Origin of the sequence: Pseudacidobacterium ailaaui, from assembly GCF_000688455.1 — a bacterium.
Lineage (GTDB): Bacteria > Acidobacteriota > Terriglobia > Terriglobales > Acidobacteriaceae > Pseudacidobacterium > Pseudacidobacterium ailaaui.
Map to the genome: position 1 here is coordinate 3,375,071 of NZ_JIAL01000001.1, position 19,655 is coordinate 3,394,725.

Consider the following 19,655-nt stretch of genomic DNA (forward strand, 5'->3'; position numbering starts at 1 on the left):
GAAAACTTTTCCAGTCTGGGACATCACCCAAAGGACTGGTGCTCTTTCCAGAACTCAGGCCATGGCTTGCGGGGAGGACCACAGACAAAAATGTCTCGATGATAACGGCCCTCCTCATTTTGAATTCCCTCCGGATAAGGGACCTGGGCCGCCAGTCGGCAGCCAGTCAGATTCTTGTCTACCCATTCACGGGAAAAACCTACCACGATCAGAGTGGACGGGGGAGGAACAGGGTATCCTCTCAGCCATGCAGAATTGGTGATCCCCATCGGTCGTTGGAGGTGATAGGACGGTCCGAGAATCTCCAACGCACCCTGCTCGCCATAGTTGGCAGTCAAAACACCCAGACTGCTCTGCTGCTGCGGAGAGAGTGAATCGCGGACCTGTGCCACAGTGCCGACCAGCTGGTCCCACCCGATCTCCTCTCGCAGGTCTTCATTATGGGCGAGAACGAAGTTTCGCAACGGTCCGCTTGACGCCAGGGGAATCACGAGCAGGCAGATATAGATGCCACAGGCAGCCAATCCGGTGAAGAAGACGGTCCGGACAGTGCGCCGCCAGAAAGCAGGGAGTGAAGCGCTCCAGCGCTCCGCGACTACCGCCCCCATAGCAATCAGCACGGGATATGCGGCGCCCGAATAGTATCCCCGTCCCCTCGCCACCCAGAGAAGTCCCACCGGAAGGATGTACATCCAGGCCAAAAGACGGTAGCGCGCGCTGCGCAAAAAAGCCAACAGCCCTGCCATCCACAGCGGCACCGCAAACAAATTGGCGCAAATCAGAAACTGGTCTCGCAGGTAATGCTCCGCCCTCCCGATGCTGACATCCCGGCGGTGGATATATTGCAGAAAATGATAAGAAATAAAGCCATGATGGGACTGCCATACAAAATTTGGCAGAAAGACCAGCAGGGCCAGCGCTGTCCCGGCCCAGAACCACGGGTCCAAAAAGTAGCGGCGCGCCCGTGTCAGCAGCATTCCGCCCAAAATGCCTGCAAGGTCGAAGAAAATGGTGTATTTGGTCAGCAGGCCAAGACCTGCCGCTGCTCCAACGGCGAGCCACCAGCGCGGGTCGTCGTCTTTAAGCAGACGGACAACAAAATAAGCAATCAGCACCCACCAGAGATAGTCAAAGGTTGTGTACTGAAACTCGGTGCCCTCAAACATCGGCAGCGGAGAAAGCGCCACCGACAGCGCCGCTGCTGCCTGAGCCAGCCGGCTGCCGCCCAGACTGCGCGCCATCAGGCCGGAGATGACAATCACGATCGCCTGGGCCAAAACGGAAAACAGCCGCAGACCCGGAAGCCAAAGGCCAAACAGGCCCATGCTGATGCGTTCCACAAACGGCGTGAACGGGGGATAAGCAACAAATCCCCATTCCAGGTGCCGCGCATCGCTCAGAAACTGGAATTCATCGCGATGGATTGCGTAGCGATGGTTGGTGAGCAGGTGAAGCAGCGCCACAGCAGCTGCGATGCCCACCAGTGCCAGCGTGCCCTTGCTTTCCGAAACAGCCTTTTGGGGAAGAATTTCGGTTTTCACGTTTTCTTGAGTTTTACGCAGGCTATACCATTCCAGTTCCGTTTCCAAATAAAAACGCCGCAGAGAAGAAAATCTGCGGCGTTTTCTTTGCCAGTCCGGAAAGCAGAAAGTTAAACCAGGGCTTCTGCCTTGACTCCGAGCTTATCGAACCATGAGTGGGCGGCCTTCAGAGCACGGTTTACATTTTCGATGTTCTTCACACCCTCAGTGTTCAACCACTCTTCAAAGGCCTTGGCACCCTGCTTGGCATAGACGGGAATTCCGTCTTTCCAGGTCGCGCGACCGCAGAGCACACCATTGAAACTGGTACCGCTCTCGGCTGCCAGCTCCAGCGTCTCAATGAACACCGGGTTCGAAACTCCGGCCGAGAGATAAATAAATGGCTTGTGGGTCGAAGACGCAGCGGTGCGGAAGTGTTCCAGGGCCTCAGCGCGAGTGTAGGCCTTCTGGCCTTTGAATGCTTTCGTTCCCTCTACATACTCCATCTGCACCGGGACCTCGACCTTCAGCACATCCACGCCATAGCGTTCTTTGCCGAACTCCTCCATGGAGCCGGTCACAATCTCAGGCTTGCGCTTTGCATAGGCGAGTCCCTTTTCGTCTTCGCCATGGACATCGTAGCCGACCGTCTCCAGGAAAAACGGAATGTCATGGGCGCGGCATTCGTCGCCAATGCGTTCCACCCAGGCATGCTTGTGGTCATTGATGGAAGGCTTCTCAAAAGGAGTGTAATAGAGCAGGATCTTGATGCAGTCTGCACCCGCCTCCTTCAGGCGGCGGACCGACCAGACATCCAGCAGGTCTGGCAGGCGACCGGGCAGCGTAGCGTCATAGCCAGTCTTTTCGTATGCCAGCAAAAGGCCCTTCCCATTGCGCCTTTTTGAAGCGGGAAGACCATATTCCGGGTCCAGAAGGATGGCCGAGGCGTGTTTGGTGAGCACTTCCGTGACCAGGCTCTTGAATTCCTCAAGCGCCGAATCAGGAACGTCTGCTCCCTTCTCCTTTGCCAGCGCTTTTTTGAGCGAACCGCGCTGGTCCATAGCGGCTGCGGCAATCACGCCGCGCTCGTCCGAGACTGCCTTGAGTCCGGCCAATTTTCCGGGTGTCAATTTTGTGGACATCGTAATTCTCCTGCTCTTTTTAATCGGTTTCGGGAATTTCGAAAAAGAGTTCCACCCCAAATTGTAAATCAGAGCGGCCATCGCCTTTCTTATCAGACCCGCATCTGGTTTCCTTTCGGGGTGGAAAATGCCTGTTGCAAGGAGGTGTCCGAGCAAATCTGCAGAAGGAGAAAGGCCACAGGCCTAGGCCATGAAATTGCGGAACTCGCACCGGACTTTTGCCTCAGCCTATTGATGCAAATATGAGGCAATCTCTTGACAGTGTTTTTTAAGCTTCTTAGCATTCGGCTGCGGAGTGCAGGACAGAAAGACCTCCTATGAATCCCAGGCGAAAGAAGACCTTGTGGCTTTCTTACCAGAAACCTTCCTTGTGTCTCTCTCTCCTGATGCTGTTTGGGTTGGCCGGCCAGCCATGGCTCTCCTCACAGACCGTGCCTGTGCCTGCCGTAGATACATTTTCCGGAAAACCCCGTGTTGTGGTGCTGAGTGATATCGGCAATGAGCCGGACGATCAGATGTCATTTGTGAGGCTGCTGCTCTACTCGAATGAAATCGACCTGGAAGCGATGATTGCTTCCACTTCTACCTGGCAGAAAACTGCGGTCCACCCGGAAACGATGCTGTCTCTCATTCGTGCCTATGGATTGGTCAGGCGCAACCTGGAACTTCATGCATCCGGCTGGCCTTCGGCCGACGATCTGGAACACCGCGTGTATCCAGGACAGCCCGCTTATGGGCTTGCAGCGACCGGTCCCGGAAAGGCCTCTGCGGGATCGAAAGCGCTGGCACAAATCATAGAAGAAGCCGACCCGCGGCCGCTTTGGATCTGCATCTGGGGCGGAGCAAACACGCTGGCCCAGGCGCTCCTGGACTTGCGTTCGGCCCAAGGTACGGAGAAGATGCATCGTCTTGTCTCACACCTGCGGGTCTACTCCATTTCGGATCAGGACGATGCCGGACCATGGATACGGCGCGAATTTGCTGACCTTCCTTATATTGTGTATCCCAGCAGGCCCAATGGCGAAAACTACTACCAGGCCACATGGACCGGCATCAGCGGAGACATTTATTACCGCAATGGCGAAGGTGCGGACACAACCGTGGTCACAAACGAATGGCTGGATCAGCACATACGCTCAAAAGGCCCCCTGGGCAGGCTGTATCCCCGATATCTATTCATTATGGAAGGAGACACACCGAGCTTTCTTGGGTTACTGGACAATGGACTCAACGCATACCGCCGGCCTGACTGGGGCGGATGGGGCGGCCGATACGTCTATCTCCAACCATTCGGAGAACCTCATCCTATCTGGACCCAGGGTGGAGATGAGTTTTCGCGAGCCACGTCGCAGGACACGGTGACTGGGGCCGATGGCCGGCTGCATGTCTCCGACCAAGCCAGTATCTGGCGATGGCGGCAAGCCTTCCAAAATGATTTTGCCGCCCGTATGGACTGGACCATTGAAGATTTTGCCCATGCAAACCATAATCCCCGCGTTGTTGTGAATGGAAAAAATGGGACATCACCTCTGGAACTGCAGGCGACGTCTGGACAAACCATCACTCTGGATGCCAGGGGCACCAGCGACCCGGACCCGCATCAGACGCTTTCCTATCGGTGGTTTTTGTATCCGGAAGCCGGATTGACAGGGACCCATGGGGCGGATGTTTCTCTCGACGGAGCAGAGGGCCCTGTTGTAACGGTAAAAGTAAACTCGCCGTGCCGTCCCCTGTGGCTGCCAGCAATCCCGTGCCAGGGACCGGGAGTCATGCACATTATTCTGGCGGTCACAGATGACGGAACGCCAGCTTTGACTTCCTATCGCAGGATCATCCTTACTGTTGGGGCCAAAGAATAACTGGAAAACGCCATTGACCTCGGAAGGCTCGATCGGTGGCGGGAAAAACGGAGATCGAACCCCCGACTTTGCTCCCCGTAAAAAACGGGCAGACAAACGGACCTGCGCTTGCATTGCGTATGGGTAACACATCCTTCCGCAAAACCAGCGCACTCAAGTAGATTCACATTTTGGCTTGGAAAGATTTCGCGATCTCTTTTTGAGGAACTTGTTGCTAAAGCACACAATTCAAACAATTTGCAAAAGGCAAGAAGCACAAACCGAGAGCAAATCCGCTCACTGCGTGGTGATTTCAACAAAGTCCTAGACTCTCATTTCTGCGTCAAACTTACTCAGAGAACAACCTGTCCCTTTCCCAGAGGTGATCCGATGGTTCGTAAATCTCTCCAATATACCTGCGTCATGGCCGCCATTCTGGTCAGCAGCGTGGCAGCCTTCGCGGTCCGCGTTGGTGGCCCCGCTCCAGACTTTACCGGGACGGACTCCAATGGTAAGACACACAGACTCTCTGATTTTCGAGGGAAATTTGTCGTCCTCGAATGGACAAACAAGGACTGTCCCTATACCCGCAAGCATTACGAGAGCGGTAATATGCAGGCCCTCCAGAGAGAGTGGACGGCCCGAGGCGTGGTCTGGCTGACCATCCTCTCCTCTGCCCCAGGCCACCAGGGCTATATGACGGCCGCAGAAGAAAATGCCTACCTTGCCAGGGAGAAAGCCTCTCCAACAGCGGCGATCCTCGATCCGACCGGTGCCATTGGCCATGAGTACGAAGCCAAAACGACACCGCATATGTTTGTGATTGACCCTTCCGGAAAGATTATCTATGAGGGCGCAATTGATGATCATCCCACAACGGATCCTGCAGATATCAAAAGCTCGAAGAATTATGTGTCTGCGGCCCTGACGGAAGCGATGAAAGGCCAGCCTGTCGCCGTCTCTTATACACGCCCTTATGGGTGCTCCGTGAAATACGCGGGCGGAGAATAAACCCGCAAGAGCAGATCGCAGAAAATCTTGCGCGGATGCTGTCCCGGTGTCCTCATGGCTCGCTGTCGTACCATCCAGCATCTGTTCGGGATCCCTGTCCTGATTCACATCGGCATCGCCCTCGTGGCCTGGGGCAGGAAGCCGGACGGCAAAGCTTTGTATGATAGTTGGATCCGCTATGGAACAGACAGTAAAAATCGTTGAATGCCCCCGCGATGCATGGCAGGGACTGCCCAAAATCATCCCGGCCGAGGTCAAGGCCGATTATCTGCGTCTTTTGCTGGCCGCCGGATTCAAGCATCTGGATGCTGTTTCCTTTGTCTCTCCAAAGGCCGTGCCGCAGATGGCCGACTCGGAACAGGTCCTCGAATATCTGGATCCACCCGAAGATGCCGAGATCATCGGAATCGTCGTCAATCCGAAGGGTGCCGAACGTGCCATAGCCACTGACGCCGTCCGTACCCTTGGCTTTCCCTACTCCATCTCGCCCGAATTTCTGAGGCGCAATCAGGGGCAGACTCCGGAGGAGTCTTTGGATGTGCTTGAGACGATTGGGCAGATGACATACAAGGCAGGTCTCAATCTGGTGGCATATCTTTCTATGGCTTTTGGCAACCCTTACAACGATGACTGGAGTGTGGAAGAAGTCCTGGCCGCTTGTGATCTTCTTGCAGACATGGGAATCCGACAGATTTCTTTGGCGGACACAGTCGGCCTGGCGACGCCGGAGGAAATCTCACAGCTTCTGAGCGCCGTCATTTCCGTCAATGAAGGCCTCGAAATTGGTGTACACCTTCATGCGCGTCCGGATGATGTGAAAGCCAAGGTAGAAGCCGCGTACCGTGCCGGATGCCGCCGCTTCGATATGGCCATGGGCGGACTCGGAGGCTGCCCTTTCGCTCAGGATACTCTGGTTGGGAACCTCGCTACTGAGCTTGCAATCCAGGAACTCGAGCGGCTTGGGGCCACCCTAGAGCCATTGCAGCCTTTAGGCAGCATTCTGGAAGCAAGCCGCAAGATTGCAGATAAATTTGGCCCGACAAAACATTAAATCAGCCAGAAATGGCAGGGGCCGGAAAGTTACCAGTCAATCTTTTCCGGAAAATATTCTGCAATCAGATCGTCGTAATACGGCTTCAGTTCTTTCAGATTTGGCTTGGTGTGGCCTTTTGAGTAAAGGTCGTACGGATTAAATTTACGCACCCACTCAAACATCTCCTCGTCATGCTTGCTCATCAGGTGTTTGTAAGCTCCATGCTTGTGGGCCGGATAAAACGAGTGGTAACGCAGCATGTAGAGGGCTGGCTCTGGCAAATAAGGCTTGGCCACATGATAGATGTATTCATCGTGTCCCCAGGACAAATGGACATTGTCCAGACCACAGTGGGGCTCATAGATGCCATATTTGGTTTGATATTCGGGGACCTTGCTGTCAGGGTTCGCATCAAAATACTCGCGAAAGACAATCTCATCTGACCAGGCACAGCCAACCGGGAATGTGTCTCCCACAACGGCCCACTGCGGTTCTCCGTAAAGGCAAAGCACTTTGCCCAGATCGTGAATGAATCCGGTCAGCACCATCCAGCGGGGATGACCGTCACGCCGGATGGCTTCCGAGGTCTGAAGCAAGTGTTCAATCTGGGTCAGGTCCGTGTCCGGGTCACTATCATCCACCAGGGTGTTCAGATACTCAGCAGCCTCCCAGATACTCTTTTTGCCGCGGCTGAGGCCGAGAAACTCTTTCTTTTTCTGGAGCACGAAATCGAGTGTCTGATGGGTGTGGTTCAGACGATAAAATTCCGCCACGCCAGGATTTGCGGCGGCATCATAGTTTCGGAACTCCTCCTGTGATTTGCCTTCCTTGTAACGACTGGCAACAAAATCGTCCCAGTCATCGAGGTGCTCCAATGGTCTTTCCGGGGTCACAGTATGCATCGCGAAGAATTCCTCCACTTATGGGATGCCATTATAGGGGTGTGCAACATTGGTTGTCATGCCTCATTTTGACAGTATGGCAGCGATACCATTAGGGTAAATATCCAAATGCTCAAAGCAATTCTGACCGACGCGCAGTTCTGGATCCCGGCTTGTGTTCTGGTCCTGGGAATCCTGCTGCTGGCCTGGTTACATTGAAATGAAATTCCGGGAGTCTCTGTGAGCCATTTCGACGCGGCAAAGCCGAAATCGGCTGCCGCCTTCACCCATAAGCTGGGGGTAGTTTGTGCTCTTGCGGCTGGCGTATGGCTGGGGGGCGCCGAAGCACCCACGAAGCTGGTAAATATCGGCATCTCTCCATTTGCCATCTCGCTGGCCATGGTCCTGGGCGTTTTTGTTGCCCGCTGGACACTGCCGACGCTACTGAAGGGCACCGATTTTGTCTTTCATGACTTATTTACCCGACCCCATTTGATCATTTGGGCTGTCCTGGCAGGAGCACTCTGGGCCGTGGCAAACACGCTGACTGTTTTTGCCATTCGCGATGTGGGACTCTCCATCGCCTTTCCGCTATGGAATGCAAACAGTCTGGTCGGCATTTTCTGGGGATGGTTGCTTTTTCAGGAAATGCGCGGGGCCGGGTTCAGAACTGTGACGCGAGTGCTGGGAGGCGCATTCATCATTGTCATTGCAGCAACTCTGCTGGGTTATGTGACCGTCCAGCACAACCATTCCCCTCATGCGCAGGCTCTGCACGGAGTCGCAGCGGCCCTCGGCGCCAGCCTGCTTTGGGGGACCATGTATGTTCCTTACCGGAAGGCGTATATCAGCGGAATGAATCCGCTCTCATTCGTTACGGTCTTTACCTTGGGCGAAGTGGGCACAATGGCCTTGCTTGCAGTAGCGTTCGGAGGGGGAGCGGCGCAGCTTCACAGGGAGTTAAGCGCTGCGCGTCATGCAATCTTCTGGATCTTCCTGGGCGGCTTCTGCTGGGTGATTGGCGATCTTTTTCAACAGTACGCAACCAAGTACATCGGCATTGGACGTGGAATCCCGCTCTCCAATACAAACCAACTCTGGGGCCTGGCCTGGGGCGCTCTGGTATTTGGTGAACTTGATCACGTGAGCACGCCCGACCGCTGGCTTGTTCTGCTGGGGTCGGTCATGATGATTCTTGGGGCGATGTTCATCAGTACTGCAGTTGCCCCGGCACGGGAGCAGGACTCCGGAAGAGACGCGATCTCCCGTGAATGCGAAAAATACGGCCTCAGCTTTGAACAATGTATTGCGACCCAGCTTGGTCATGCCCATGGACAGCAAAAGGGTCGCCGGCCCTGGTGGGACCTTTTGATTGTAGCCGCAGCAATTGCTGTTTTTCTTTGGCTGGGGCTCAAAGTACAGATTCCGTCATTGGATATGAATTTCTTCTGGATGGGAGTGCTTGGCGCAATCCTGCTTTTTGCGGCCTTGAGTTGTGGATGGTTGCTGTGGAAGCACACACGTTTCTCTTAGCCGCAAGTCACAAAAGCCGGTACTTGAGAGACGCGCTGGTTATTTTCCTGTGTTCAATGCCCGGATGAGGCCCATGTAAGTGTCTGTGATCGCAATATCAGGAAATCCGTCGCCGTTTATATCAAAGATCCCATATTGATTACGCGAATATATAGGAATCGGAGAACTTCCGGAAACGAAATATTCCTCTGCATTGTTAAACGTTCCGTCACCATTGCCCTGGAAATATTGCACATGTCCGAACTCTGTAAACAAGACATCTATATTTCCATCACGATTGAAATCTCCAGTCAGAACTGCATCAGCTGATCCCACATACTGGACAGAACAAGTAAAGTTCGCCGGTGGGCCAAATGTTCCATCACCTTTACCCAAAGCAACACCAATGCCGGCAAAATATGGACTTTGAGAAAGTTGGTATATTCCATAGATCAGGTCAGGAATTCCGTCATGATTCACATCCGCTGCATTGACATCTCCAAAGATATTCGGAGCACTGTAAGGAATGTCTTTGGAGAAGCCGCCTTTCCCATCTCCAAGCAGAACATGAATCTGCACATTGTTTACATCAGAAAGCGGAACTCCGATATAGGCCACATCTGGAAAACCGTCCCGATTAAAATCGCTTACAGTGATTCCGTCTAAAAACATGATGTTACTTGGAAGCGGATTTGTAATCTGGAAAGTGCCGTCGCCGTCACCGAGTGCAATACCCCACTGCCCCACAAGGTCGAGCTTGCCGTCTTGATTCATGTCGGTCAGATAGGCCGTATATGACTGCAAAGCATTGGACAAATTCAGGACTTTCTGCATCATAGGCGCACGAAAGGTCCCATCCCCGTTGCCTAGATAGACGACCACATCATAACTTCTACTATTTGCAATCGCGACCAGATCTAGCTTGCCATCGCCATTGACGTCGCCCGCAATCAGTCCGTAGAACGTTCCTGGAGCGCTCAGTACAACGGGGGCGAGGAAATAGCCTTTCCCTGAGCCAAGAAAGACACATAAAGACAAATTACATGGTGTAGCAGCATCCATGATGCCGTCTCCGTTAAAGTCTCCAGAGGCCAATGGTTGCGCATTAAGATTGCCTTGGGCCACAGTTTCCATGGGCATTTGGAAAAGACCGGTTGGAGTACCTAGTGCAACACTCAGATACGTTCCACCAAATTCAGTGTCCTTCGACCAGATAAGATCCGTATTTCTGTCACCATTGACATCAGCTCCTATCTCATTGCCATAGCCAGAAAGAACTTTGGCAATCGTAAAAACGCCGTTGCCGTGCCCCTCATAGACATATGGACCAACAACAAAGTCGACATTTCCATCATGGTTGAAATCGCCAAGCACAACAGCGAAGTCGCCATAACCGTTCTGCTCAACATAGCGTAGTGGTTTTTGAGAGTTTGCGTCGCTAAACGTACCATCTCCGCGATTCAATAAAACGCTCACACGTGTGGCCTGGGAAAGAATTAAGTCTGGGCGGCCATCATGATTGACATCAGCAATTCCAACGGCCCGCGTTGATGAACTGAGAGAGTCGTAAGCAGGAGGTAGGATCGAGGGTCCAACCTTTACCGTGCCATCGCCATTTCCCCATAACAGCTGTATGCCGCTGTGTGATTGGACAATAAGATCCAGTTTATGGTCGCCATTCATATCTGCCGCGCCATAAATCGTGTAATATGAGCCCGCTACAACTTGCCCCGAGATAAAAGTGCCGTTTCCATTATTTCGGAGAATTTCCACTCCTCCTGGCACGATAGCTATGATGTCTGGTTTCTGATTATTTTCAAGGTCTGCGGGCAGTATGCTATAGACAGCAACATTCAACAGATACCGTTGTGGGTCTTTGAAGGTCCCATCTCCATTGCCTTGATAAACGTCCAGCTCAGTACCGGGAGGGTCGTTGCCTGGTATGCCGAAATCGGAAGACGCAGCGATGATATCAAGGTGGCCATCGTGATTCACATCCGCAAGGCGCACTGATGTCGGAACATTATTGGTAAGAGCGTTGGGAATGGACATTTCCGTGAATGTACCGTCACCATTGCCCTTGAACCATTTCAGGAAGGGCGGAGGGGTTTCTTGTTCAAAATCCAGACCAACGACCAAATCAGGTCTGCCGTCGCCATCGATATCGCCGGCATCTAAGTCATACACCATTGAAACTGCGCTTGTGCCGATCGGCCAGCTTATCGGAGATACAAATCTAGGCTGTGCCAGTTGCGAATGAGCTGAAGTTGATAGAACAAGCAGGGTGAACACAACGGTTAGATTGGGCTTCACGGCAAGGGCCTCCTTAGCGAGTTGGGGCTTATGACTCGTCAAAAAGCAGGCAAGATAAGCGAAGCCGATGCTATTTCCGATGATGAAAGGGCGTCAAGAGCGGTTTGCTCCCGAAATCATGCGAAGAAATTCTCACGCCTTAATTCTTACGAGTGGTCTTTCCGGTACTTACCATGTTTGCAAAGATCCGGTAGGCACCCGGAACTCCTTCTGCCATCTGCCGATAGAGCGCATATGCAACGTAGATATAGACTCCTTTACCATAGCGGGCATAAAGCAGTCCGCCTTTCTGTGGGTCTTGCCCGGGATCATGGGTCTCTAAAAGTGCTGCGTAGCGTGGGTCCCAGGACTGCATGAAGTCGTGTCCGCGCTCCTCCACCCAGCCGTCAAAATCAGCTTGTGTAATGTGATTCGGCCAGGTCAGCAGAGGGTGGTCTGGATCGAGAATTGCTACCGCCGAGTTCTCGTCGACGACTTTCTCCTGCATGCTTCCAAGCGTGTATGGAAAGGGGCCATAGTTGTGGTCGAATTCCAGCCCGTTGTACTGGACGATCATGGTCCCGCCGTTCTTTACATACTCTAGAAGCCGCAGCGTCGCTGTCGCCAGCTCAGGCCGTGCTGCATAGGTCCGAATGCCCAGCACAATCGCGTTGTACTGGCCCAGATCGCCATACAGAACTTCATCTCTGGTCAGCAAGTGGGGCTGAACGCCGATTTGTTCAAGCGCCCGCGGAACTTCATCACCCGTGCCCATGATGTAGCCGACCTTCAACCCCGGAGCGACCTTCACATCAACAGCGCGGGCGCGATAGGTGGCCGAATGATAGTAATCATATGGGCGAAGCCCCGGATAGCCTACAGGCTGCACGCTTTCGCTGAACTGCGCATTGCCACTTTGCGCAATGGCCTTGATGGTGTAACTGGCATCGCTGGTCAAGTGTGCGGGATGAACCATAAATGTAACAGTGACAGAATCATTTGCCTGAAGATGGAACTTCTGCACCCCAGGTTCGGCCGTCCAATCGGGAGGAAGGTCCAAGTGCAGTTCTCCATCGGCAGCATCCTGCTGCTCATTCGTAAGAGTCACATGCAGAGGAAAGGACTTTTCTTCCAACGGGATGACTCCAGCGCCAGTTTCAAAGCCCACAGAAATCTGTGGCAAAACGACTAAGGGCTGGTAGACCGCGCCTGTACCGTGCTCCCAGTGCACTGTTTGGACTACCTGACCGACACGCACTGGTACGCCTCGATAATCAAATTCGGCCCATCCTTCTACCGGATATGGAGCAAGCGGACGGTTCAGCCACCGTTTGTCATCAATGTTGTAATAAGGCTGCTCTATCGAAGGGCGACTGAAATATGGCTTTGTAACCGAAGCATTCCGCGGCACATGGACTTTGAAAAGAATGTCTGCTTCAGATGCACTGGAGGACAGAGGTCCTTCCTCACGCTCTACCGGCCAGTTTTCGCCATCGGGTGTTACGAGCCATGTCCTAGCAAGGCGCAGGTCTCCACCCGGCGTCCAGGGTTGCGCACTTGTAACGTGCAGGCGCACATGAAAATCCATACCAGGGGTCGCGTGGAGAAAGGTCATCTGCGCGGCAGATCCAAAGAATGGATTCTGGTCCGATTGCAGGTTCGGCGTTACCAGCGCATTCATCTGTAAACCAAGCGCCTCTGCCAATGCTGTATTGAACTGGGCCAGTTTAATCTGCAGCTCGTGGTCAATGTTTGCCTTGTCATCGGCATTTAAAGAACTGGCATCGACATCATGGACCAATTGTTTTGTTCTAAGGTATCCATCATGCAGAGCAGGCAAAATCCTTGACGGGTCAGAGGGAACATAGGAGTAGAGCGCCTGCGTGACGGCAGCTTGGATCGCACGCAGTCCGTCCTTGAGGAATGGAGCGTCGCCGTGAGCCAGTGAGGCAATGCCCATCAGAGAGACGTCAATCCCGTCAAAAAAAGAGGATTCATGTTCGCTGGCCGGGACGCGAGAGCCATAGCGATGGTAGGCAACATTGAATGGGCCGGGCAGCGGTGGATTTCCTCCACCATTCTGGGACTTTTGCAGCGCCCATCCTTCTCGCGCCATCTGCAGGTAAGAAAGTCCAAGCACCGGATCGAACGCACCCTCAGGAATTTCGACGCTGGCATCCGGAACATCATCCATCCATTGACCGTTCACGTAATCGCGCAGATGGAGTGGAAAGGATTTTCCAGTCGCATAGTCAAACATGCGCTTGTTCGGGCCTTCTCCACGAATAGAAAATGAGGGTACGCGTGCATAGACCTTCAGCGGGGTCCATGGACGCAGCCCTTCGGCAATCTGATCAGGAAACACATGGGGATCGCCGGCAGCCTTGAAGGCCTCCTGTGCCATCTCTCCGGCCACCTGATGATGACCATGACCATCTGTTACATTTCCAGTGAAAACAGATGTAAGCACCAGCGGCCGGTTGATGCGGATTGCGCGGACGACATCATAAAGTACACGGTCATGGCCCCATTGCTGAAAGGCTTCTTCCATGGTTTTTGAAAAGCCGTAGTCGGCCACGCGCGTCCAGTACTGCTCTGTGCCGCTGTATTCATCGGCCCGCAGCAGTTCATTGGTGCGGATCAGGCCCAATGCATCATATGTCTCGCTGGACATCGCATTCTGGCCGCCCTCACCGCGCGTCAGCGTCAGCATCGCAACACGTGCACCGGCCCCACGTGATTCAAGCGTCAACATACCGCCGTCTTCATCATCCGGATGCGCCACGATCATCATCAGGCTGGCCCAGGTTTGCAATTTGCGCAATGTCTGCCACAGTCCGTCTGCACCCCGATCCTGCGGCAACGTGTCCGCATCGGGAGCCGCTGCGATTTGCGTGGCCCAGGGAAGATTCTGTGCCTGGGACGTAAGTGTGGCGGCAAGCACGAGAGTGGCAATCTGCTTGAGTCTTCTGCTGGCTGGCTGCATCTAGTTGGCTAGTCTCCAGAAAGAACGGGAATGGCTACAGTGTACAATCCATCCACTGCATTGTTTTTTTGATGAAGATCAGACCATGACGTCGCAACTGAAACGCCAGCTTGGGCTGGGTAACGCCATCTCGCTGAACATGATGAACATGATTGGCGTGGGACCGTTCATCACCCTGCCCCTTGTTGTGGCCGCAATGGGCGGACCACAAGCCATGCTTGGCTGGATAATTGGGGCGGTGATCGCCGTTTGCGACGGCCTCGTCTGGGCCGAACTGGGAGCTGCGATGCCTGAGGCTGGCGGTTCGTATGCTTTTCTCAGGGAGATCTATGGGAGGGATGGCGCTGGGCGATGGATATCATTCTTATATATTTGGCAGCTTGGCTTCAGCGCGCCGCTCTCGATTGCATCCGGCTGCATCGGTCTGGCACAATACGCAGGCTATTTGTGGCCTGGGCTTAACCACACGTTGCCTTCTTTTTCTCGTCTTCCGTTGCCGGTTTTTTCTCATCTTCGCTGGTCAAGTGTTGTTGCAGCAGCCACGTGCCTGTTACTGCTTGTCCTTCTATATCGCAACCTCAATACTGTCACGCGCCTTGCCTGGGCTCTCTGGACGGGCGTTCTGCTGACCATCGGATCGGTGATTTTCGCTGGCATGACGCACTTTCATCTTTCGCAACTCGCCATTGCTCCGGGGGCGTTCCATGGATCGCCATCCTTTTTTCAGGGACTTGGCGCAGCCACACTGATTGCAACCTATGACTACTGGGGCTACTATAGTGTCTGCTTTCTAGGCGGTGAGGTCCGCAATCCGGGGAAAACCATCCCACGCGCTGTGTTGTTTTCAATTGCCATCGTTGCCGTGCTTTATCTGGCCATGAACATCAGTGTCCTGGGGGTCATTCCCTGGCAGGAACTTGCCAAGCAAGGGGACGGACGATATGCGGTTGTCGCAATTCTGATGCAGAGAACATTCGGAGCAACAGTTGCGCGTATTTTCGCCTTGCTTGTGATGTGGACGGCTTTTGCATCGGTCTTCTCTCTGCTTCTGGCCTATTCACGTGCGCCTTACGCCGCGGCCCTGGACGGTAACTATTTCCGTTCCTTTGCAAGGTTGCATCCTCGTCACGGATTTCCAGATTTCTCTCTCCTGGCCCTTGGCATTGTCGCCGCAATCTTCTGCTTCTTCGATCTGTCGCGTGTCATTGCGGCATTGGTGGCCATTCGCATTCTTCTGCAATATGTTCTTCAGCAAGCGGGCGTGATTCTGCTGCGCATTCGCAGGCCAGACATGGAACGCCCTTTCCGTCTATGGCTCTATCCCCTGCCACCTTTGTTTGCTCTGGCTGGATTTCTTTTTATTCTCTTCTCGCGCCGAGATGCCATGCGTGAGTTCGTTTATGCGGGCCTGGTCGCCGCAACGGGAAGTATCCTCTATTTTGTACGCGCGTACCGACAAAACAAATGGCCATTTATCGGTCATCAGCCCTGAACCCTATTCTTCCATTGCGGCTGTTACCTTTTCCGTATTTTTTCATCCTAATGAGTGGGGCGGAGGTATTTTCTCACTTTTATGACATCCAAACATCCATACCAGGTGTGGGCCGCGTATTTTAGTCTGTTGGAAAGAAAGCAGGTCGCATAATGCTCATCCGCAAGCCAAACGATATTCCTTCCTCCGAAATTACACCTAAGTCCGTATATCTGAACCGTCGGCAGTTTCTTGCCTCAGCGGCAATCGCTGCGGGCGGGGCCATGCTTTCGAAAGCCCACGCCGAAACGACAAAACTCAATACCGTCAAAAGTGCATATACCGTCCCCGGAGAAGACCTGACACCCTACGACTACATCACGCACTACAACAACTTTTACGAATTCGGCGTGGAAAAGAGCGACCCCGCAAAGAATGCCTGGCGCCTGCAGACCCGTCCATGGACTGTGACTGTGGAAGGGCTGGTCAACAAGCCAAAAACTTTTGATATTGATACATTGCTGAAACTCCGCCCGCTCGAAGATCGGGTTTATCGGTTTCGATGCGTAGAAGCCTGGAGTATGGTCATTCCATGGGTCGGCTATTCATTTTCTGAACTCATTCAACAATGCGAGCCCTTAAGCAAGGCAAAATACGTGCAGTTTCTTTCTTTGGCCGACCGCAAACAGATGCCCGGACTCAGCCAGTCGTCTATTGACTGGCCCTATTCTGAGGGACTGCGCATGGATGAGGCCATGCACCCACTCACGCTGCTCACATTTGGCTTGTACGGTGAAATCCTTCCCAACCAGGATGGCGCACCCGTACGCATTGTTGTTCCGTGGAAATATGGCTTTAAGTCTGCGAAATCCATTGTGAAAATCCGTTTTGTGGAGAAACAACCTCACACGGCCTGGAACGATGAGGCGCCAAATGAATACGGATTTTATTCCAACGTGAATCCTAACGTAGACCATCCGCGCTGGAGCCAGAAATACGAACGCCGTATTGGAGCGCCCATTTTCAAACAGCGCCGCCCGACATTGATGTTCAATGGGTATGCCGATCAGGTAGCCAGTCTCTATAACGGAATGGACTTAAGAAAGTATTATTAAGTACGGGCCAAGTGGAAGATTTTATTGAGAAACCAGGAGCCGGCCTCACGCCAGAAGATCCCTTAACATGTCAAACCGCTTCATTATCTTTCTGAAGGTATGTGTTCACGTTGCCTGCCTTGCTCCCATAACGTGGCTCGTCATCCAGTTCTGGCGGGCAAGCACAACTGCACCGGATGCCCTGGGTCCTGATCCCATTGCAGCGGTCACGTTTTTTACGGGAAAAGGCACGTTACGCCTTCTGGTGCTCACGCTGGCCATTACTCCTGTGCGCCGGCTCATTTCGAAACTTGGCTGGACGATCCGTTTCCGCCGGATGCTCGGACTTTATGCCTTCTTTTACGCCTGCCTGCATCTGCTGACCTATGTCTGGCTTTATTCCAATTTCAGCCTGAGCGCGATGGTCAGCGACATCAGTCAGCGGAGGTTTATCACCGCTGGACTTACCGCCTGGCTGCTCATGCTGCCGCTCGCTTTGACCTCTACCGCCTGGGCCATTCGCAAGCTGGGAGGCAAACGCTGGCGTGCGCTGCATAGCCTGGTATATTTTGCAGCCATTGCCGGGACTGTGCACTACTGGTGGGGGGTAAAGACTGGCGTAAAGACGCCACTGAAGATCACTATCGTGCTGGCAACCCTGCTGTTCTCCAGAATCGTCTTCCGGTTGATTACCCCAAAATATAAGCCAAAACCGCAAATGAGGCAGCCTGCGCAACTCTAGGAGAGAAATTGCTGTCTACAGAAGTGTCAGGAGAAAGTCATGCTGCACACCTCTGCCTTACTGCGGACCCTCGCTTCAGCGCTTCTTCCCTGTAGCCTTCTGTTCGCACAAAGCACGTCACATCATAGATCGACAACAAAAACGGAGTCTTTTCGTCCGCTCAGCAACCAGGAAAAAGCCCAGCACATCCTGGAGCGTTTTACCTTCGGCCCCCGCCCAGGAGAAGTAGCGGCCGTAACAAAGCAAGGCTGGGATGCATGGTTTGAGCAGCAACTGAATCCTGACACGATTCCTGACACAGAGTTGGACAAGCGGCTGGATGCATATCCGGCACTCAAGATGAGTCCTTCAGAAATCGCAGCCAGCTTCCCTGATGCACAGGCCCTGCGCCAGATTGAGATGGGCAAACGCGCCATGCCCCAGGACCCTGTCCTGACCGGAGCCTTTGAAGTGGCACTGGCAAAGTATGACGAGCAACAGGCAAAAAAGAACGACAATCAGGCACCGCCACCCATCGACCTCCCGCAGCAGTCGCAGCAAAACAAACAGGAACAGCTTGCTTCTGCTCAGATGCTCGCCAGCCAGGTCCTTGGCTACCCCAAAAATATGCGCATGCAGGCGATCATGAAGCTTCCGGTGGAACAGCGGATTGTTCTGTGCCGCAATATTGCTGAACCGCAGCGCAGCCTCTTGCTCAATGATTTCACCCCCCGCGAGCGCGAGATCTTCTACATGATGGCGGGCGGTGGAGGTGGCGGCCTCGGCGTTGTCCAGAATGAAATGATGCAGGCAAAGGTCCTACGCGCCATTCTGAGTGAGCGTCAGCTCCAGGAAGTGATGACGGACTTCTGGTTCAATCACTTCAATGTCTTCATGCACAAGAATGGCTTTGAGACATACTATCTGCCTGATTACGAGCGGAACGTCATCCGTGCACATGCACTCGGTAAATTTAAAGATCTTCTTCTGGCCACAGCCGAGCATCCTGCAATGCTTGACTACCTGGACAACTGGACCAGCATCGGCCCGGATTCTGCTGCTGCAGAAAAGTCGAGACCAGGGAAGAAGCAGGCCGACCGCGGCCTGAATGAAAACTATGGCCGCGAAGTCATGGAGCTTCACACTGTAAGCGTAAATGGAGGATATACACAAACCGACGTCACCAATCTGGCAAAGATATTCACAGGATGGACGATCGATCACCCGCAGCTTGGCGGCCCTTTTGTATTTGATGAACGCAGACACGAACCAGGCCCCAAGAAATGGTTCGGCCATACTGTGAAAGAAGATGGTTTCAACGAAGGAGTACAAGCGCTCATGTGGCTGGCCGCACAGCCGCAAACAGCGCACTTTATTAGCTACAAGCTCGCGCAGCGCTTTGTTGCTGATGATCCACCGCCAACGCTGGTAGACCGCATGGCCAGGACATTTCTTTCTTCCGACGGAGACATTCGAGAAGTCCTGCGCACCATGGTGCATTCCCCCGAGTTCTGGTCACGTACCAACTATCGCAATAAAGTAAAAACGCCGCTGGAGTTCGTTGCCTCTGCCTTTCGTGCCACCGATACAAACCCGACCAATCCTGGTGCCTTGGTCACAGTGATTGCACGAATGGGTGAGCCGCTCTACCAGATGCAGCCGCCTACCGGTTATCCAATGACAGCCGACCATTGGATGAACTCCGCTGCCCTCGTAGACAGGCTGAATTTTTCGATGGCGCTTGCAGACAACAGGCTCGGAGGTATGAAGTTTGATGCACCACACCTGCTTGCAGAAGGAATGCTGACGGCACCAGCGATCTCATCGGAATCAGCACATACGGAATCTGTTTCATTGACAGCCACTCCGCCCCCCGCAAATGGCCAGGACGAGGCACTCTCTCTCATGGAGCAACTCCTGGTTGCGGGCGATGTCTCTTCAAAAACCACCGCAGTCATCAAACAGCAGCTCGCTCAGACCCAGGTAAAGGACCCGATCCAATTGCTTGACACAATGACAGCACTCATCCTCGGTTCGCCCGAGTTCCAGATGCGCTAAGGTAGCTTGGATTGATTGGGTGACCGCCGGGAGCTATCGGGGCACAGCGATGTATAGCAGCTTCACCAGCGCACATCATCAAAGCGCATTCGGGTC

14 protein-coding genes are annotated in these 19,655 nt (G+C 53.5%); 9 read left to right on the top strand and 5 right to left on the bottom strand.

Annotation, left to right across the window (positions count from 1 at the left end; all coding sequences use genetic code 11):
- Positions 1-23: 23 nt before the first annotated feature.
- Positions 24-1,541 (bottom strand): glycosyltransferase family 39 protein, encoded by a 1,518-nt coding sequence (locus N655_RS0115120; RefSeq protein WP_044936093.1) that lies wholly within the window; start codon positions 1,539-1,541, stop codon positions 24-26.
- A gap of 110 nt (positions 1,542-1,651) precedes the next feature.
- Positions 1,652-2,662: a tagatose 1,6-diphosphate aldolase gene (locus N655_RS0115125; protein ID WP_026443661.1), complete on the bottom strand. Its 1,011-nt coding sequence runs from the start codon at positions 2,660-2,662 to the stop codon at positions 1,652-1,654.
- Between the two features lie 317 nt (positions 2,663-2,979).
- Between N655_RS0115125 and N655_RS19340 the strand changes: the two genes are divergently transcribed.
- The 3 genes from N655_RS19340 to N655_RS0115145 all read left to right on the top strand — a co-directional run bounded on the left by N655_RS19340 (position 2,980) and on the right by N655_RS0115145 (position 6,562).
- Entirely contained in the window at positions 2,980-4,521 is a 1,542-nt protein-coding gene (locus tag N655_RS19340) for a DUF1593 domain-containing protein (RefSeq protein WP_049961474.1), read from the top strand.
- A 369-nt stretch (positions 4,522-4,890) separates the two neighbouring features.
- Positions 4,891-5,511 (top strand): thioredoxin family protein, encoded by a 621-nt coding sequence (locus tag N655_RS0115140; RefSeq protein ID WP_026443663.1) that lies wholly within the window; start codon positions 4,891-4,893, stop codon positions 5,509-5,511.
- Positions 5,512-5,689: 178 nt separating this feature from the next.
- Complete coding sequence (locus N655_RS0115145) at positions 5,690-6,562, top strand: hydroxymethylglutaryl-CoA lyase (RefSeq protein ID WP_026443664.1); 873 nt, start codon at positions 5,690-5,692, stop codon at positions 6,560-6,562.
- A 29-nt stretch (positions 6,563-6,591) separates the two neighbouring features.
- Here the strand turns inward: N655_RS0115145 and N655_RS0115150 are convergent, their stop codons facing one another.
- Complete coding sequence (locus tag N655_RS0115150) at positions 6,592-7,446, bottom strand: inositol oxygenase family protein (RefSeq protein ID WP_026443665.1); 855 nt, start codon at positions 7,444-7,446, stop codon at positions 6,592-6,594.
- Between the two features lie 108 nt (positions 7,447-7,554).
- Between N655_RS0115150 and N655_RS20135 the strand changes: the two genes are divergently transcribed.
- Together N655_RS20135 and N655_RS0115160 are read left to right on the top strand one after the other, a co-directional pair.
- Complete coding sequence (locus tag N655_RS20135) at positions 7,555-7,644, top strand: translocated intimin receptor Tir (RefSeq protein ID WP_069955833.1); 90 nt, start codon at positions 7,555-7,557, stop codon at positions 7,642-7,644.
- 21 nt (positions 7,645-7,665) lie between these two features.
- The gene (locus tag N655_RS0115160) at positions 7,666-8,958 is read left to right on the top strand and encodes a GRP family sugar transporter (RefSeq protein ID WP_044934833.1); all 1,293 of its coding nucleotides are present in this window, start codon (positions 7,666-7,668) and stop codon (positions 8,956-8,958) included.
- Positions 8,959-8,997: 39 nt separating this feature from the next.
- Here the strand turns inward: N655_RS0115160 and N655_RS0115165 are convergent, their stop codons facing one another.
- Together N655_RS0115165 and N655_RS19345 are read right to left on the bottom strand one after the other, a co-directional pair.
- On the bottom strand, positions 8,998-11,250 hold the full coding sequence (locus N655_RS0115165; protein ID WP_155987615.1) for an FG-GAP repeat domain-containing protein: 2,253 nt from the start codon (positions 11,248-11,250) through the stop codon (positions 8,998-9,000).
- A gap of 139 nt (positions 11,251-11,389) precedes the next feature.
- Positions 11,390-14,215, bottom strand: coding sequence for a PIG-L family deacetylase (locus N655_RS19345; protein WP_081823747.1), 2,826 nt, complete (start codon positions 14,213-14,215; stop codon positions 11,390-11,392).
- Positions 14,216-14,300: 85 nt separating this feature from the next.
- Here N655_RS19345 and N655_RS19350 point away from each other — a divergent pair, with 85 nt between their 5' ends.
- From N655_RS19350 to N655_RS0115190, 4 genes are all read left to right on the top strand, one after another.
- Positions 14,301-15,707 carry an APC family permease gene (locus tag N655_RS19350; protein ID WP_044934835.1) on the top strand — a complete coding sequence of 469 codons (1,407 nt, stop codon included), beginning with the start codon at positions 14,301-14,303 and terminating at the stop codon, positions 15,705-15,707.
- A 152-nt stretch (positions 15,708-15,859) separates the two neighbouring features.
- Positions 15,860-16,801 (top strand): protein-methionine-sulfoxide reductase catalytic subunit MsrP, encoded by a 942-nt coding sequence (gene msrP / locus N655_RS0115180; RefSeq protein WP_026443669.1) that lies wholly within the window; start codon positions 15,860-15,862, stop codon positions 16,799-16,801.
- 67 nt (positions 16,802-16,868) lie between these two features.
- Positions 16,869-17,522, top strand: coding sequence for a protein-methionine-sulfoxide reductase heme-binding subunit MsrQ (msrQ, locus tag N655_RS0115185; protein ID WP_026443670.1), 654 nt, complete (start codon positions 16,869-16,871; stop codon positions 17,520-17,522).
- Between the two features lie 39 nt (positions 17,523-17,561).
- Complete coding sequence (locus N655_RS0115190; RefSeq protein ID WP_238324786.1) at positions 17,562-19,559, top strand: DUF1800 domain-containing protein; 1,998 nt, start codon at positions 17,562-17,564, stop codon at positions 19,557-19,559.
- Positions 19,560-19,655: the final 96 nt, after the last annotated feature.